Below are 15621 nucleotides of genomic sequence, written 5' to 3' on the forward strand. Positions count from 1 at the left end.
GATTATTTCCCCTTTTCGGTATCAATTGCAGCTTGCAGACGGGACAGTTTATCATCCCAGAAGCGGCTGAAGAATTGCAGCCAGTCATCAACTTGTTTCAGGCCCAGAGGCTCCAAATGGTTGATCCGTTCCCGGCCTGACTTGTGGGTGGAGATCAGGCCACCCTGTTCCAGAATGATCAGGTGTTTTTTCACCGCCGCGCGGGTCATGGTGAAGTTTTCGGCCACATCGGCGACGGTCATGTCCCGTTTGCTGAGCATCATCAGAATGTCGCGCCGGGAGGGATCGGCCAAGGCCCGAAAGGCTTGTTGGGCGGTCATGTGTCTCTCCAATACAGTACCATATGGTATCTCTTTTATGATACCTTTAGGTACCATGTCAAGAATTTCGCTTAACGCAGTAGTCCATGCTTGCTAGGTCTGGCCAAAGATTCGCGGATGGAAACACCATGCTTCCCAAATTGACCCTTGTCATCGGCGGTGCCGCATCAGGCAAATCGCGCTATGCGGAACAGATGGTCATGGCGACAGAACGGCCGCGACGCTATATCGCCACGGCACAGATCTTTGATCCCGAGATGCAGGAAAAGATCGACCGGCATCTAAAACAGCGTGGAACTGATTGGGTCACCGTGGAGGCCCCGTTCGATGCGGCGCAGGCTCTATCACAGGCCAAATCGGATGAAGTGGTGCTGTTTGATTGCGCGACCCTGTGGCTGACCAACCACCTGTTGGCAGAACATGATTTGGATGCCGAAGGTAAAGCCTTGATCGCCGCTTTGCAGAATTGCCCAGCTCGGGTTGTGGTCGTTTCAAATGAGGTGGGGGCCGGTATCGTGCCTGACAACGCCTTGTCACGTCAGTTTCGTGAAGCACAAGGCCGGTTAAACCAACGCCTGGCGACACAGGCTGACTTGGTGATCACCGTCATCGCAGGATTGCCCTTGGCGCTGAAAGGCGCGCTGCCGGAGCTTTCGCAATGACAACCTGGTGGTGGGTGCGCCACGGTCCAACCCATCGCAAGGATATGGTCGGCTGGACCGATGCACCCGCCGACCTGTCGGATACCGCGCATCTGGATTGGTTGCGTCAGGTGTTACCCGAAAATGCGCCAATTGTGTCTTCGGACTTGTCCCGCGCGATTGAAACGGCGGATGCCATACAGGGTGCGCGAATGCGGCTGAACCATTCCCATTCCTTGCGCGAAATTCATTTCGGCGACTGGGAAGGGAAGCATTTCGATTACATCAATCAGGCCTCTGGCAGCCAAATTCGAAAATTCTGGGAGGAGCCCGGCGACATCAAGGCGCCGAATGGCGAAGGTTGGCATGATCTGGCCATGCGTGTATCCGGCTTTGTGGATGCCCAACCGCCAGTCACGGATATCATCGCCGTGGCCCATATGGGCACGATCCTGACGCAGGTGCAGCGGGCCTTGTCGCTGTCCAACTATGACACACTTGGCCACCGGATCGACAACCTGTCCGTGACAAAGCTCTGCTATATCCAAGGCCACTGGCGCGCGGAGTGCATCAATCAACTTCCTTGATCATCAAGTTCAAAATCTTTCGTTTTTCTCAGCCAATCTCAAAGGATAGATTGCAGGCAGATCGGTCGTCATCGGGCATGGCCGCACCCCTCGTTTATTGCAACACAGGAGTTTCGCCTTGACCTATCACCTCTTCCTTGGCGACCGATCTTATTCCAGCTGGTCCCTGCGCGCCTGGCTCTTGTTTGAACGTTTCGGCATTGAGCGCCGAACCAGTTTTGTCGGCTTTCACACGCAGGATGTGGCTCGGCAACTGGCCGATGTTGCACCCGCCCGCACGGTGCCTGCGTTAAGATTGCCGGACGGAACCGCGATGTGGGAGTCGTTGGCCATCGCCGAGGAACTGGCAACACGCCACCCCGACCTTGAACTCTGGCCTTCTGAACCATCTGCGCGCGCCGTGGCCCGGACCATTGTGTCAGAGTTTCACGCCGGTTTCTTTCATCTGCGCAATGACTGTCCGATGAATCTGCGCATGGCCTATTCGGATTTTCATCCTTCATCCGAATTGCAGGCAGAGATCGCACGTCTTGAAACCCTGTGGGATTATGGGCGGCGGATGCAAAAGGATGATGGGCCGTGGCTGTTCGGGGCCTATTCCATTGCTGATGCCTTCTTTGCCCCGGTGGCAGCGCGGATTGCAGGATATGGCCTGCCTGTTGGGCCGAGGGCTGCGGATTATGTCGCCGCTCATCTGACAGACAGCGCCTTTCGCCGTTGGCGCGCTATGGCCCTGATCAGGGGTGAAACTCTGCCCTGGTATGCGAAGGACAATCAAAGGGCCGATTGGCCGGGCCCGCGCCCACTGGCGGCAAAACCCGTGGACGCAACGGTGGCTGAAAACAGCCGCTGCCCCTATTCCGGCGATCCCGTAACTCATTATCTGAATCAGGACGGTCGCACTTTCGGATTTTGCAATGCGTTTTGCCGCGATAAAACCGGTGCCGATCCAGAGGCTTGGCCGGAATTCATGGCCGTGTTGTAAATCCCGTCCCCAAACAGCCGTTGCGTGGGATTCGGCCTGCGGCTTATACTGCCTGTGGGCGCGGCGGATATGGCCGCGATAAGCAATAGACAGAACCCATGGCAGACGCAGAAACAGTGGAACAGGCCCTTCCCCGATGGTTGGAAGATATTCGCCCCGGCACCTCGGGCGAAGGCTTTGTTGAAAAGCACCTGCGCCACAGCCTGATTTTTGTGCGCCGTCCGGTCAAACGGTTGTTTGTCAGCTTTGACAACCTGTCCAATGTCAACAATTCGGATCTGGACCGCGAGCCCTGGGGGTTTAAGTTCGCTCAGGACAACAACATCTCTCATCTCGGCATCATGGCCCATGTCAGTGATTGGTACCGCGATCCGGCCCTAATCGAACGGATGCAAGACCTAGCACGGGATGGCTTTTTTGACGGCTACGATCGGGTAATTTTCGCTGGCGTGTCCATGGGGGGATTTGCGGCGATTGCCTTTGCCTCATTGGTGCCGGGGGCCCATGTCGTTGCCATCAATCCGCAAAGCACGTTGGATCCAGACATCGTCCCCTGGGAGACGCGGTATGTGAACGGGCAGCGTCAGGACTGGACCCTGCCCTTGTCTGACACGGCAAAGCTGACTGATGAGTTGGACCGGGTGAACGTCTTTTACGATCCGCGCCATGAATTGGATCATCAGCACGTTTCACGCTATTCCGGGGATAATATCCGGGTGTTTCGGGCACGGTATTCACAGCATAAGACCGCCGTGTTCCTGCGCAAGATCGATGCATTGAAGCCGATCATGCATCACGTGATTTTTGACGAGCTGACGGAGGGCGAGTTCTATCGCCTCTATCGCGGCCGACGAAACTTACCCTGGTTTCGCGGGTCCGTTGATGCGTATTTCCGGGAACAAGGCCGGAACAACATTGCCGATCGCTTCACCCAAGAATTTCGAAAACAAAAGCGGGCATTAGGCGAGGCCCCGGCTACAGCCGCACCAGCGGTTGAGATCGCCGAACCAAATATCAAGATTGTCGGCCCACGCGGCCCCTACGCGCCGCCCACCGGTCGACAAGAGCGGCGCCTGATTGTCACCACGATGAAAAACGAAGGCCCGTTCATGTTGGAATGGATCGCCTTCAACCGCATGATCGGGTTTACCGATTTTCTGATTTACACGAATGATTGCGATGACGGCACCGACAAGATCGCCCAGCGCCTGCAGGAACTGGGAATCGCCCAGCACCGGGAAAACGTGTTCAAGAAAGGCAACAGTCCCCAACGTATCGCGCTGCGAAGATCTCGCGAAGAGAGTGTTTTTAAAGAAGCAGATTGGGCAATCTGTGCCGATTGTGATGAGTTTCTGAATATTCGTGTGGGCCGAGGCACGTTGGACGATCTTTTTGAAACGGTCGGCGACGTCGATGCCATTTCGATCTGCTGGAAGCTTTTCGGAAATAGCGGGCGGGTGGAATACGAACCGGAGCTGGTTGTGGCGCAGTTTGATGCCTGTTGCGCAGAGGATCAGTACCCCCACTTTCGCGCTGCCGGAATGAAAACGATTGTTCGCAATAACAAACGACTGGAACGTTTGCGCATCCACCGCCCTGCATTTCGGACCGACCAAGGGGATATCGCCTGGGTAGATGGCGGAGGAAAGGCCCTACCGAACGTTTATCTGGATCAAGGCTGGAAGGCTTATGGTGGGTTCAAGCATGACCACGCCCGGCTACACCATTACGCGGTGCGTTCTGTCGAGAGCTTTCTTGTCAAACGCGACAGAGGCCGCACCAATCATGTAAACGATGATCAGGGTCTGGGTTATTGGTCAACAATGAACCATAACACTCAGACCGATCAATCTCTCTACGAAAAGTTACCAGTGCTGCGAAATGCGATGGCAGACTTGTTGAAAGATCCGATCCTACAAGACCTTCACGCAACGGCCTGCGGCTGGCACCGCACCAAAATCGACAATCTGCTGTCCCGCAAGGAATGGAGCAGCTTTCGTGACAGAGTTGCCGAGATCAACCGGCGAGAGCCGGTCGAGACTAGATAATGGTGCAGAGCGAGGAAACCCCTTATGTTGTGATCCATGGTGGCGTTCACAAAACCGCCACCAGTTATTTACAATCGATCCTGCAACGTAACGCCGGCAAACTGCGTAAACGTGGTGTGCATTATGTTCATCATCGGGATACGAGAAAGAATTACACCTATCCATGCCAGCTGAACGGGTATTTGAAGCTCGACCTCGGGTACCGTACCAAAATGCCTGATCAAAAGCTGGCACAAGTGGCAGAGGCATTTTTCCAGAAAATCCCGGCGCAACCCGGCGACCGTATAATATTGTCGGATGAAAACATGCCGGGGCATTGCGGGCATTGTATAGGTTCCGGGCTTCTCTACGTCCGACGTGAAACCTTGCTCCCTATATTCGCTGAGTCCATTCCTTATCCGGTTAGGGAGGTACATATTGCGATACGAAACTACGCAGACTTCTTTGCGTCGGCATATGTCGAGTATCTGAGGTCGGCCAGAGGTGACACGGTAATCGGCGAGACCGCGTTCAAGCGAAATGTTATCTCTCGTGTACCGAGCTGGTCGGCATATCTTGAGTTGGTCGCGCACTGCTTTACGAATGCCCATATTCACGTTTGGAAGCACGAAGATTTTCACATCTTGGCGGAACAGATTGTCAGCGCCATATGCGGGTCGGTCCACGCGACAGAACTTGTCGCTCCCAAGCGCAAACAGCAGCGCCCATCAGCTTCTCACCGTGCTGTTCAGGAGTTGCTTGATTTAATCCAAAGCAAAGGAGCTGAATATGCACTGGCGCGACGCGTTGAGATTCAGGAAAAATACCCCCGCAGTGATGAATGTCCCGGTTACGATCCCTGGACAGAACATGAGCGCACGCATCTGATGCGATTGTATGAGAGAGACGTGACGCAGATAAAAGCGATGGATCGGGTGCAGTTTTTGACCGCACCGTCACACACGGCATCTTCTGTATGATGCTCATCGATTGACCACGGTATTCATTTACGCAATCATTGAGAAAAACGAGCACTGGCAATGAACACAGAATATAGAATTGCGATGCTGTGGGTCGAAGGGCCACTCAGCTTTCTGGAACGCTTGTGCATAAAATCGTTTCTGGATGTCGGTCACCACGTGACACTTTATCACTATGGTGAAGTAAGTGGTGTGCCCGAAGGTACTGAATTGGCGGATGGCAATGATGTATTACGGCGTGATGATTTTGTAACGCATGCCCGTACAGGAAGCCTGGCCCTGTTTTCGGATGTATTTCGGTACCACCTTCTGTCCAAGTTTGATCGCACGATCTGGGCCGACACGGACGCCTATTGCGTGAAGCCTTTTGAAACGCCAACAGGGCATTTCTTTGGTTGGGAATCTGATCATCACATCAATGGTGGAGCGCTTGGCTTGCCGCAGGACAGCGAGGCGCTGCGCCAGTTACTGGAGATGACAACGGACGAGTATTGGATCCCTGAGTGGTATGAGGGACGGGCGCTTCGCAGACTTAAAGCGCAGAAAGAAGCCGGGAAACCTGCACATGTTAGCGAATTGCCTTGGGGAGTATGGGGCCCCCATGCGATTACCCACTTCACCCACAAAACTGGCGAAAGCAAATATGCATTCGCACCCGAATATCTATATCCAATCCCATTTCCTGACAGGCGTTGTCTGGTCAAAGCCGCAAAGCGCCAAAGGGCTGAACGCTACCTCACGTCAAACACTGTATCGATTCATTTCTATGGGCGTCGCATTCGCGATTTTCTGGAAAAGCGCAACAACGGCATACCTGAATCCGGGAGCCTTCTCGATCACCTAATGCAACAACATAGAATTGGTGTAGAAGACGTATCCACACCGGAATTGGTTTCTTCTGAAAGCGACTTGAAAGACGATAAGCCGAGATTGAGTGTTGGATCATGACAAATCTGACCGACCTTGCCGATAAATATGGCTCTGATAAGGGATCGATAAAGCATCGCTATACGGAGCTTTATCACATGCTTTTTCACCCCTATCAGGACCGCGAGTTTAGTTTTCTGGAAATGGGCCTGCTAATTGGCGGCCCTGAGCACGGGCACAGCGCGGACCGCCCGACCAATGATGCACCATCCGTCCGTATGTGGCTCGAATACTTCACCAAGGCACATATCCATGGCCTTGATATTTCTGATTTCTCATGGCTGAAAGATCCCCGGTTTAGTTTTCACCGCTGTGACATGGATGATCGACAGCAAATCGCCAAAGCGATTGCTGCTATCACTCCAGCACCAACCATTGTGATCGACGATGCCAGCCATGCCTCACATCACCAGCAAAACGCGTTTCTGGAGATTTTTCCGCAACTTGAATCCGGTGGGTTATATGTGATCGAAGACTTGCGATGGCAGCCAAAAACTTATGAAAAATCTGGCATAACAAAAACCGCGGCCCTGTTTCGAAGCTGGTTGAATGAGCGGGAGTTTCAGCATTCAGATCCGCAGATCGCACAGGAATTTAACGCCCTCGCCCCACTGATATCAGGATGTATCATCGAACCCGTTCGATACCAAAAACAACGAAAGGATCAGGTTGTTGTTGTGCACAAACGGTGAGGATTCCAATTATATGCGATGGGGGCAACTTCGCAAACTGGAATCCCACCAGCAAGTAAGATCAGAGAGTGGGAAATCAATGTGAAACTGTCTCCTTATGATTGCTCTCCGGGTCACCTTTCCATATCCAGCGTGCCCCACCATGTTGGACAGCGTGATATCGCGCCGGAGCTTTGCGCTCTCGGTCCAAATGTGTGTGAGCAGTATGACCGTAGTACTCTGTTTTATGACGTCTTTCATGGGAAGTCATCGGATGGAACGGACTGTGTTTATGCGATAGGAGCCGCTTTCAAATCTGCATTTCGAAAGATTGTCAAACGAGGAAGGTTTTACATTGACGGTAAACTTTCTACGCCGATTGAAATCAGTAACTCTAAGCGCGCGTCCATACTGGAATTCAAATGCACCCAACCGACATCTAGCCAGTTGGTATTTGAGCATCCAATGTTTTCAGTTGCCATACCAATTAACTCTTCAGAATTATTTGAGTATTCAGGCATGAATTCCTTAGTGACATTAAGCAGAAACAACGATCTGAACTGGATACATGATTGGGCAAAATACCATGTCTTTTCCCACCATGTTGACGCACTGCTTTTTTTTGACAACGGTTCTGATCAATACAGCATGGACGATCTAAGAGAGGTGTTTTCTGAGATTTCCGGTTTGCAAAAGTTTGCTGTAGTCAGTGCTCCATTGCTGTATGGTCCGTCAGGCCATACAAGATTAGTCATAAATTCACGCTTTTTGCAGTTTGGGCTTCTTGAAATTGCCAGGCTCAGGTTTCTGGGCAATTCAAATGCCGTGCTTCAGATTGATATAGACGAACTTGCCTACAATCGCGGCAACGTTTCACTGTTCGATCGGGTTCACCAGGATCAAGTCGGTTATCTCACTTTGAGCGGGCGTTGGCGGTATACAAAATCCACATCCAATCCTCGACACGCGGATCACATATACAAATCGAATCAAAGTGACATCAAGATTAACTCCAAATGGATAGTTGATCCGACAGGACCGATGAAGTCCGTTCCTTGGCGCACCCATGGGTTTCAAGGTTACCCGGACAACCTCAGTGACGAGTGCGGGTTTTATCATTGTCGAGGGATATCGACAAACTGGGACTATCAGCGGGCAGATCAAAGGCCCGAAGATGTAGTCAAAGACCTAAAAACTGTCTCTGATCTCAGCATTTTAAACGAAAACTCATCGAAGAAGGCCGTTTGATGCCCAAACCAACAATCGCTTGCGTGACAATGCAAAGAAGAGACTCCCTCTTCTTGAATATTTGGCGTCGATATTACGGAAGAGAGGTTGGTCAGGATAATCTGTTTGTGGTGTCTCATGGAACATCTGAAGGGATAGAGGAAGACTGGGGCAACCACGTTACCATCCCCTATCAAGGGCTGCATGAACATTTCGACGCGCAACGTTGGCGATATCTGTCTCAGTTTGCGTCCAGCCTAACCGAATACTATGATTTTGTAATTTGCGGTGACGTTGATGAACTTATCTGTCCAGATCCGGCGGCGTATCAGGGTTTACCGGACTATCTTGAACAACACAAACATTGTGATGTCATCACCCCATTTGGGCTAGAGCTGGTGCATATGGAAAATGAATCGGGTGTGAAAATGTACCTGGAATCCGTTCTCAACATCCGCCGATATGTGGTTCCGCATGGGGCCTATTCAAAACCTTCTATCATTTCACGCGGCACAACGTTTGGCGCAGGCGGTCACAATCTGATGTCTGACAATAAAGTCCACTACTCGGATGATTGTTTCAATTTCCACCTGAGATTTTTCGACGAGGGCCTTCTTCGTGCACGCCTCGGCTTACGAAGTCGCGAATATGCAGAAACAACGTCATACTCGAGCAATTATCGTCGAAAAAAAGGACGAAATCTGAAGATTGGTGAGTATTGGTCGAAAGATGACGAAGATAGCGAAATTCTGACGACATTCAAAAAGATTCGCTCTTTGGAACGAAATGACAAAGCCTGGGACATTGCGGAGTTGCACGGAAAGAAACAAAGATGGCCCCGATCGCGACTGCTTGGAGAGCAAGCTTTACGCATTCCCGAAAAATATTGCGGTTTATTCTGACGCTCTACTGCCAATCCGCCCAATGACCTATTCCCCTTGCAATACAGGCCGAAACCCACTAAAGCCCCCCCTGTCAATAAGGCGAAAACGCCGTGAAAGAGTGAGATGAGCAGGGTCGGAGCGAACCGGCCCTCTTTATTTTGCTTTCTTTGTTTTACGGCGGCCGAAGGACCAAACCCCAAGACCGGTGGAGACAACCACCCGGCCAGAAACATGAGTATAGGAAACGAACGCCACATGGCTAACAACACATCTATGGAGGAATTCGAAGCCCTCCTGCAAGAAAGCTTCGAAGTTGACACGCCCGAAGAGGGTTCCGTTGTCAAAGGTAAGGTCATCGCAATCGAAGCAGGCCAAGCCATCATCGACGTAGGCTACAAAATGGAAGGCCGCGTTGAACTGAAAGAATTCGCAAATCCTGGCGAAGCCCCTGAAATTGCTGTTGGTGACGAAGTTGATGTCTTCCTTCGTGCGGCTGAAAACGCCCGCGGCGAAGCTGTTATCAGCCACGAAATGGCCCGCCGCGAGGCTGCTTGGGACCGTCTGGAAAAAGCATATGCTGATGAGGAGCGCGTCGAAGGCGCCATCTTTGGCCGCGTCAAGGGTGGCTTCACTGTCGATCTGGGTGGCGCTGTTGCGTTCCTGCCCGGCTCTCAGGTTGATGTGCGCCCTGTGCGTGATGCCGGGCCGCTGATGGGCCTGAAGCAGCCGTTCCAGATTCTGAAAATGGACCGTCGCCGTGGCAACATCGTTGTGTCGCGCCGTGCGATTCTGGAAGAATCACGTGCCGAACAGCGCGCTGAAGTTATCGCCAACCTGACCGAAGGCCAGACTGTTGATGGTGTTGTCAAAAACATCACCGAATACGGTGCCTTCGTTGATCTGGGCGGTGTTGACGGCCTATTGCACGTCACCGACATGGCCTGGCGCCGCGTCAACCACCCGTCTGAGATTCTGACAATTGGCGAAACCATTCAGGTTCAAGTCATCAAGATCAACAAAGACACTCACCGTATCAGCCTTGGCATGAAACAGCTGCAGGCCGATCCGTGGGATGCCGTTGCCACAGCTTATCCGTTGGAATCTGTGCACACAGGCCGTGTCACCAACATCACTGACTACGGTGCATTTGTTGAGCTAGAAGCCGGCGTTGAAGGTCTGGTTCACGTGTCTGAAATGTCCTGGACCAAGAAAAACGTCCATCCGGGCAAGATTGTTTCGACCTCTCAGGAAGTCGAAGTCATGGTTCTGGAAATCGACGAAGCCAAGCGTCGCGTCTCGCTGGGCCTGAAACAAACCATGCGCAACCCATGGGAAGTCTTTGCTGAGACTCACCCAGAGGGCACCGAAGTTGAAGGTGAAGTGAAAAACATCACTGAATTCGGTCTGTTCATCGGTCTGGACAACGACATCGACGGCATGGTTCACCTGTCTGACCTGACATGGGAAGGCCGTGGCGAAGACGTAATCGGCGATTTCCGCAAAGGCGATGTTGTCAAAGCGGTTGTCACTGAGGTTGATGTCGAAAAAGAGCGTATCTCTCTGTCCGTCAAAGCCTTGGAAAGCGATCCGTTTGCCGAAGCCGTTGGCGGCGTGAAGCGCGGCTCTATCATCACTGTCGAAGTCACCGCGATCGAGGATGGCGGTATCGAGGTTGAGTACGAAGGCATGAAATCATTCATCCGTCGTTCCGACCTTTCCCGTGACCGCGCAGAACAACGCCCAGATCGTTTCGGCGTTGGCGACAAGGTGGATGTTCGCGTCACCAATATCGACAGCAAAACCCGCAAGCTGGGCCTGTCGATCAAGGCACGCGAAATCGCTGAAGAGAAAGAAGCCGTTGAACAATATGGTTCTTCCGATTCTGGCGCATCGCTGGGCGATATCCTGGGTGCCGCACTGAAGGGCGACAACTAGGAGATCTCGTTGAGATAGCTATTCAAAGGGCTCCGTTGTTAAGACGGGGCCTTTTTTATTTGCGAATCGCATCAGAAATTTAAACTGTCCGTACCGGCGACTTAGGAGTGCTGATCACAAGCCAAAGGTCAAACGCAGGCCGTGTTTGAAAATTTTTTACGTTTTTTTTGACTTCAGCGCTGGCTAAATGTTTCTAAACTCCAGAAATTTGCCTATAGTCCCCTCACAAAGAACACATAAACGTGCTGCACTGGTTCCAACCTTAGGGGGGCAACAGGATGATCCGCTCGGAATTGATCCAAAAGATTGCTGACGAAAATCCACACTTATACCACCGCGACGTAGAGCGGATCGTAAACACCATTTTTGAAGAGATCATTGAGGCAATGGCCCGCGGTGACCGGGTCGAACTGCGTGGCTTTGGTGCGTTCTCAGTGAAAAAACGCGACGCCCGCGTTGGCCGCAACCCTCGTACTGGCGAATCTGTTCAGGTCGAGGAAAAGCATGTGCCGTTTTTCAAAACCGGAAAGCTGCTGCGGGACCGCCTGAACGGGAAATAACGCGTGATGCGCTATATCAAATATGCCTTTCTACTGGTGATTGGCGTCTGTTTGCTGACTGTCGCCCTTGCCAATCGTGGGATGGTCAGCTTGCGGCTTTTGCCTGAAGAAGTCGCCGAGCTTGCCGGGCTGAATACTTCTGCCGAACTTCCTTTGTTTCTTGTCATTCTCGGCAGCATTGTTGTTGGGCTGTTGATCGGATTCGTTTGGGAATGGCTGCGTGAGCATCGCTATCGTCGTGACGGGGCCCGCGCCAAGCGCGAGGCCCGGCAAATGGGCCAAGAGGTAGCTCGTCTGAAAGGCGGTGACCCGGAGAAGGGTGATGATGTGCTGGCCCTGCTTGAGACAGGCAGCAAAGCACGTTAAACCCCGAGCATGTCAAACATTCAGGTAAAGATTTGTGGGCTGAAAGAGCGCGCTCATGTTGAGGTCGCAACCCAAGCAGGTGCACGCTATATTGGTTTCAATCTGTTCGAAAAATCCCCGCGGTATGTCAGCCCCGAAGATTTGCGCAACCTAGCGCTTGCGGTACCGGCAGGCGTGGCCAAAGTCGCCCTAGTGGTTGACCCCGATGACGCGTTTTTAGATGCGCTTTTGGGATCAGTTCCAATTGATATGATCCAGCTTCATGGCACTGAAAGCCCCGATCGCGTATCAGATGTCAGGCAACGATTTGGATTGCCGGTGATGAAGGCCGTCGGAATCGCCAATGAGGAAGATCTGCCAGCTCTAGACACCTATCAGCAGGTTGCGGATCAAATTCTGGTGGACTCCAAACCCCCCAAAGATGCCGTTTTGCTTGGTGGAACTGGTATCCCGTTCGACTGGCGACTGTTGCAAGGGCGCAAATACTGGCAACGCCCCTGGATGTTGGCCGGGGGGCTGACTGCAAAAAATGTAAAAGAGGCGATTCGGCTGACGGGTGCGCAACAGGTTGATGTTTCATCTGGTGTTGAAGCTTCTCGCGGCGTAAAGGATAGCCAGATGATCAAGGCGTTCATAGACGCCGCCCGGGCCTGATCCCGGACCAGACCAAGCGAGATTTCAGATGAATGACCTCTTCAACAGCTTCATGACCGGCCCCGATGAACAAGGCCGCTTTGGCCAGTTTGGCGGGCGTTTTGTGTCCGAAACCCTAATGCCGCTGATCCTTGATCTTGAGACCGAGTATGAGAAGGCCAAGACGGATCAAAGCTTCTGGGATGAGATGAATTATCTGTGGACCCATTATGTGGGACGTCCCAGCCCGCTCTATTTCGCAGAACGTCTGACCGAACATCTGGGTGGGGCCAAGATTTACCTGAAACGGGATGAGCTGAACCACACCGGCGCACATAAAATCAACAACGTGCTGGGGCAGATCATTCTGGCCCGCCGCATGGGCAAGACCCGGATCATCGCCGAAACCGGCGCCGGTCAGCACGGTGTGGCCACGGCTACGGTCTGCGCCAAGTTCGGCCTGAAATGCATCGTCTATATGGGCGCGCATGATGTTGAACGTCAGGCCCCGAATGTATTTCGTATGCGCCTGCTGGGCGCAGAGGTCATACCGGTCACATCTGGTCGTGGGACGCTAAAGGATGCGATGAACGACGCGTTGCGTGATTGGGTGACCAATGTGCGCGACACTTTCTATTGCATCGGCACCGTCGCAGGCCCGCACCCCTATCCGGCGATGGTGCGTGACTTCCAATGCATCATCGGCAAAGAGGCCAAGGCCCAGATGCAAGAAGCCGAAGGCCGCCTGCCCGATACCATTATCGCCGCCATCGGTGGTGGGTCCAACGCAATGGGTCTGTTCTTCCCCTTCCTCGACGATACGTCCGTTCGGATCATCGGGGTCGAGGCCGGCGGCAAAGGTGTGAACGCTAAGATGGAACATTGCGCGTCACTCACTGGCGGGCGCCCCGGCGTTCTGCATGGCAACCGGACTTATCTGTTGCAGGATGATGATGGCCAGATATTGGAAGGCTTCTCGATCTCAGCAGGTCTGGACTATCCGGGCATTGGGCCTGAACATAGCTGGCTGCACGAAATTGGCCGCGCCGAATATGTCGCGATCACAGATGTCGAGGCGCTGGAAGCGTTTCAGTTGTCTTGCCAGACCGAAGGTATCATCCCGGCACTGGAGCCCAGCCACGCACTGGCCCATGTGATGAAAATCGCGCCCGATCTACCCAAGGATCACATCATCTGCATGAATATGTGCGGTCGTGGCGACAAAGACATCTTCACCGTCGCGCGGGCCTTGGGCATGGATATGGGCGAGGGGGACTAAAACCCATCCATAACCTTTGGTTTATGCACCTAGCATTAATCCAAATATACGGTGTCATAACCTTCTGGCATATGGCGCAATGGGAATTGCGCCCCATCTTCCTGACAGACCACGCACTGGATTGAGGAAGACAATGAAGACGATAACAACGAAGATAGCGAACATAGTCACGACAGCGATGGCGATTACCGGAGCGATCGTAATGATGATCATGATGATGGCCACTGTTAAGACTGAAGGCGGACACGATCATGTTCAATCGGTCTGAATACAGAAAGTAACATATTGCGGGGCAGCACAATTCGTTCCCGCACATTCTTTCAAATTGGGCCAATAAGCTGCCCCAGACTAACCCACTGCCAGCTTTTCCAACACATCCATTGGCACAATGTCCAATGCGCGCTGATGTGTTGCGCTCAGATTGACCCTAGGCGCGCAGCCCTCGTCATAGGCTTGCATAAAGCGATTGGCGCAGAGGCACCAATTGTCACCTGGCTTCAGACCGGCGAATCCCAGATCGGGCCGTGGCGTGGACAGGTCATTGCCGACATATTTCGAAAAGGCCAGAAATTCAGCGGTCATAATCGCACAGACTGTATGGCTGCCCAGATCCTCTGCACAGGTATTGCAATGCGCATCGCGAAAATACCCGGTCACAGGATCAGATGAACAGGATTGCAATGCTTCCCCAACGACGTTTATTGACGGCTCTTTTTCCATGGTATGACACTGTGCCTATGCTGCGGGATTTGCAAGAGCACCCAGCGCAGAATTGATCAGGAAAACTTGTCGATCAACCGTTGCAAGGCCGATTTTTGCGGTGCGGGCTCTGGCGGTTCATCCGCTGTGGCCTGCATCTTTGGTTTTTCAGATTGTGCGGTGCTTGGTTCCGCCGGAGGGCGGGCTTGGGCGATTGCATTCATAAATCGGCCCTGATCGCCGGCGGCCAGATCGACCGCACCTTTTGAAATCCCGCGCATCAGATCATCCAACCAATCCTGATCGGCACGGGCAAAATCATGCAAGACATAGTGCGATACCAGTTCCTTGCGCCCCGGATGGCCTATACCAAGACGCACGCGTCGGAATTCCGGCCCGATATGGGCATCTGTGGACCTTAATCCGTTATGCCCGGCATGTCCGCCACCGGTCTTAACCCTAACTTTGCCCGGCGCCAGATCCAGCTCATCGTGGAACACCGTGACATCATTCGGATTGAGCTTGTAGAAGCGCATCGCCTCTCCCACAGATTGCCCGGACAAGTTCATGAAGGTTTCGGGTTTCAGCAACAGAACCTTTTGTGTACCCAGCCGACCCTCGCTGACAACCCCCTGAAATTTGGACCGCCACGGACCAAATCCATAATCCTCGGCAATGCGATCCAGCGCCAAATAGCCGATATTGTGCCGGTTGGCGGCGTATTTCGGGCCCGGGTTTCCCAGGCCGACAAACAGGATCATGGCGCAGACTCAGTAATCAAAATCAGGGTCAGATTAGGCGCTCCTGCAACTCTGTTCAATCAGAACTGAGCTATGGAATTCTGCGCAGGTCGCAATTTGACATGTTCAGTTCAGACAGGGTGATAGCCTGACATAGACC

At 52.8% G+C, this 15621-nt stretch carries 17 protein-coding genes; 14 read left to right on the forward strand and 3 right to left on the reverse strand.

The features are described from left to right. Window positions 1-2: 2 nt before the first annotated feature. Window positions 3-320, reverse strand: coding sequence for an ArsR/SmtB family transcription factor (locus AC2D8P_RS05370; RefSeq protein WP_484701162.1), 318 nt, complete (start codon window positions 318-320; stop codon window positions 3-5). A 128-nt stretch (window positions 321-448) separates the two neighbouring features. On the opposite strand from AC2D8P_RS05370, the gene cobU reads away from it, so the two are divergent. From cobU to trpB, 14 genes are all read left to right on the forward strand, one after another. Continuing rightward, window positions 449-982 carry a bifunctional adenosylcobinamide kinase/adenosylcobinamide-phosphate guanylyltransferase gene (gene cobU, locus AC2D8P_RS05375; RefSeq protein WP_484701164.1) on the forward strand — a complete coding sequence of 178 codons (534 nt, stop codon included), beginning with the start codon at window positions 449-451 and terminating at the stop codon, window positions 980-982. After that, window positions 979-1548: a histidine phosphatase family protein gene (locus tag AC2D8P_RS05380; protein WP_484701166.1), complete on the forward strand. Its 570-nt coding sequence runs from the start codon at window positions 979-981 to the stop codon at window positions 1546-1548. Before cobU ends, AC2D8P_RS05380 begins: the two co-directional genes overlap by 4 nt. A gap of 118 nt (window positions 1549-1666) precedes the next feature. Beyond that, on the forward strand, window positions 1667-2533 hold the full coding sequence (locus tag AC2D8P_RS05385) for a glutathione S-transferase (protein WP_484701168.1): 867 nt from the start codon (window positions 1667-1669) through the stop codon (window positions 2531-2533). Window positions 2534-2631: 98 nt separating this feature from the next. Next, the gene (locus tag AC2D8P_RS05390; RefSeq protein ID WP_484701170.1) at window positions 2632-4581 is read left to right on the forward strand and encodes a glycosyltransferase family 2 protein; all 1950 of its coding nucleotides are present in this window, start codon (window positions 2632-2634) and stop codon (window positions 4579-4581) included. After that, window positions 4581-5540 carry a hypothetical protein gene (locus AC2D8P_RS05395; protein WP_484701172.1) on the forward strand — a complete coding sequence of 320 codons (960 nt, stop codon included), beginning with the start codon at window positions 4581-4583 and terminating at the stop codon, window positions 5538-5540. Before AC2D8P_RS05390 ends, AC2D8P_RS05395 begins: the two co-directional genes overlap by 1 nt. Before the next feature lie 60 nt (window positions 5541-5600). After that, complete coding sequence (locus AC2D8P_RS05400) at window positions 5601-6488, forward strand: hypothetical protein (protein ID WP_484701174.1); 888 nt, start codon at window positions 5601-5603, stop codon at window positions 6486-6488. After that, entirely contained in the window at window positions 6485-7159 is a 675-nt protein-coding gene (locus tag AC2D8P_RS05405) for a hypothetical protein (RefSeq protein WP_484701176.1), read from the forward strand. The genes AC2D8P_RS05400 and AC2D8P_RS05405 overlap by 4 nt, the downstream gene beginning before the upstream one ends. An 81-nt stretch (window positions 7160-7240) precedes the next feature. Continuing rightward, window positions 7241-8386 carry a hypothetical protein gene (locus AC2D8P_RS05410; RefSeq protein WP_484701178.1) on the forward strand — a complete coding sequence of 382 codons (1146 nt, stop codon included), beginning with the start codon at window positions 7241-7243 and terminating at the stop codon, window positions 8384-8386. After that, window positions 8386-9267, forward strand: coding sequence for a hypothetical protein (locus AC2D8P_RS05415; RefSeq protein ID WP_484701180.1), 882 nt, complete (start codon window positions 8386-8388; stop codon window positions 9265-9267). The genes AC2D8P_RS05410 and AC2D8P_RS05415 overlap by 1 nt, the downstream gene beginning before the upstream one ends. A gap of 237 nt (window positions 9268-9504) precedes the next feature. Continuing rightward, window positions 9505-11184, forward strand: coding sequence for a 30S ribosomal protein S1 (rpsA, locus tag AC2D8P_RS05420; RefSeq protein ID WP_484701182.1), 1680 nt, complete (start codon window positions 9505-9507; stop codon window positions 11182-11184). Window positions 11185-11462: 278 nt separating this feature from the next. Next, window positions 11463-11744 (forward strand): integration host factor subunit beta, encoded by a 282-nt coding sequence (ihfB, locus tag AC2D8P_RS05425; protein WP_484701184.1) that lies wholly within the window; start codon window positions 11463-11465, stop codon window positions 11742-11744. A 6-nt stretch (window positions 11745-11750) separates the two neighbouring features. Next, on the forward strand, window positions 11751-12110 hold the full coding sequence (locus tag AC2D8P_RS05430) for a lipopolysaccharide assembly protein LapA domain-containing protein (protein ID WP_484701186.1): 360 nt from the start codon (window positions 11751-11753) through the stop codon (window positions 12108-12110). Window positions 12111-12119: 9 nt separating this feature from the next. Then, window positions 12120-12764 carry a phosphoribosylanthranilate isomerase gene (locus tag AC2D8P_RS05435; protein WP_484701187.1) on the forward strand — a complete coding sequence of 215 codons (645 nt, stop codon included), beginning with the start codon at window positions 12120-12122 and terminating at the stop codon, window positions 12762-12764. A 28-nt stretch (window positions 12765-12792) separates the two neighbouring features. Then, the gene (gene trpB, locus AC2D8P_RS05440) at window positions 12793-14022 is read left to right on the forward strand and encodes a tryptophan synthase subunit beta (protein ID WP_484701189.1); all 1230 of its coding nucleotides are present in this window, start codon (window positions 12793-12795) and stop codon (window positions 14020-14022) included. 348 nt (window positions 14023-14370) lie between these two features. On the opposite strand, the gene AC2D8P_RS05445 is transcribed toward trpB, so the two are convergent. Together AC2D8P_RS05445 and pth are read right to left on the reverse strand one after the other, a co-directional pair. Next, window positions 14371-14742, reverse strand: a complete 372-nt coding sequence (locus AC2D8P_RS05445) for a DUF2237 family protein (RefSeq protein ID WP_484701190.1) — start codon at window positions 14740-14742, stop codon at window positions 14371-14373. A gap of 56 nt (window positions 14743-14798) precedes the next feature. Then, on the reverse strand, window positions 14799-15482 hold the full coding sequence (pth, locus tag AC2D8P_RS05450; RefSeq protein ID WP_484701192.1) for an aminoacyl-tRNA hydrolase: 684 nt from the start codon (window positions 15480-15482) through the stop codon (window positions 14799-14801). Between the last annotated feature and the right edge of the window lie 139 nt (window positions 15483-15621).

Source organism: Roseovarius sp. YIN77 (genome assembly GCF_057219155.1).

Bases quoted from the DNA above. Each gene is read 5' to 3' on its own strand.
- AC2D8P_RS05370 (WP_484701162.1), bottom strand. From the start codon at position 320: ATGACCGCCCAACAAGCCTTTCGGGCCTTGGCCGATCCCTCCCGGCGC.
- cobU (WP_484701164.1), top strand. From the start codon at position 449: ATGCTTCCCAAATTGACCCTTGTCATCGGCGGTGCCGCATCAGGCAAA.
- AC2D8P_RS05380 (WP_484701166.1), top strand. From the start codon at position 979: ATGACAACCTGGTGGTGGGTGCGCCACGGTCCAACCCATCGCAAGGAT.
- AC2D8P_RS05390 (WP_484701170.1), top strand. From the start codon at position 2,632: ATGGCAGACGCAGAAACAGTGGAACAGGCCCTTCCCCGATGGTTGGAA.
- AC2D8P_RS05395 (WP_484701172.1), top strand. From the start codon at position 4,581: ATGGTGCAGAGCGAGGAAACCCCTTATGTTGTGATCCATGGTGGCGTT.
- AC2D8P_RS05400 (WP_484701174.1), top strand. From the start codon at position 5,601: ATGAACACAGAATATAGAATTGCGATGCTGTGGGTCGAAGGGCCACTC.
- AC2D8P_RS05405 (WP_484701176.1), top strand. From the start codon at position 6,485: ATGACAAATCTGACCGACCTTGCCGATAAATATGGCTCTGATAAGGGA.
- AC2D8P_RS05415 (WP_484701180.1), top strand. From the start codon at position 8,386: ATGCCCAAACCAACAATCGCTTGCGTGACAATGCAAAGAAGAGACTCC.
- rpsA (WP_484701182.1), top strand. From the start codon at position 9,505: ATGGCTAACAACACATCTATGGAGGAATTCGAAGCCCTCCTGCAAGAA.
- ihfB (WP_484701184.1), top strand. From the start codon at position 11,463: ATGATCCGCTCGGAATTGATCCAAAAGATTGCTGACGAAAATCCACAC.
- AC2D8P_RS05430 (WP_484701186.1), top strand. From the start codon at position 11,751: ATGCGCTATATCAAATATGCCTTTCTACTGGTGATTGGCGTCTGTTTG.
- AC2D8P_RS05435 (WP_484701187.1), top strand. From the start codon at position 12,120: ATGTCAAACATTCAGGTAAAGATTTGTGGGCTGAAAGAGCGCGCTCAT.
- trpB (WP_484701189.1), top strand. From the start codon at position 12,793: ATGAATGACCTCTTCAACAGCTTCATGACCGGCCCCGATGAACAAGGC.
- AC2D8P_RS05445 (WP_484701190.1), bottom strand. From the start codon at position 14,742: ATGGAAAAAGAGCCGTCAATAAACGTCGTTGGGGAAGCATTGCAATCC.
- pth (WP_484701192.1), bottom strand. From the start codon at position 15,482: ATGATCCTGTTTGTCGGCCTGGGAAACCCGGGCCCGAAATACGCCGCC.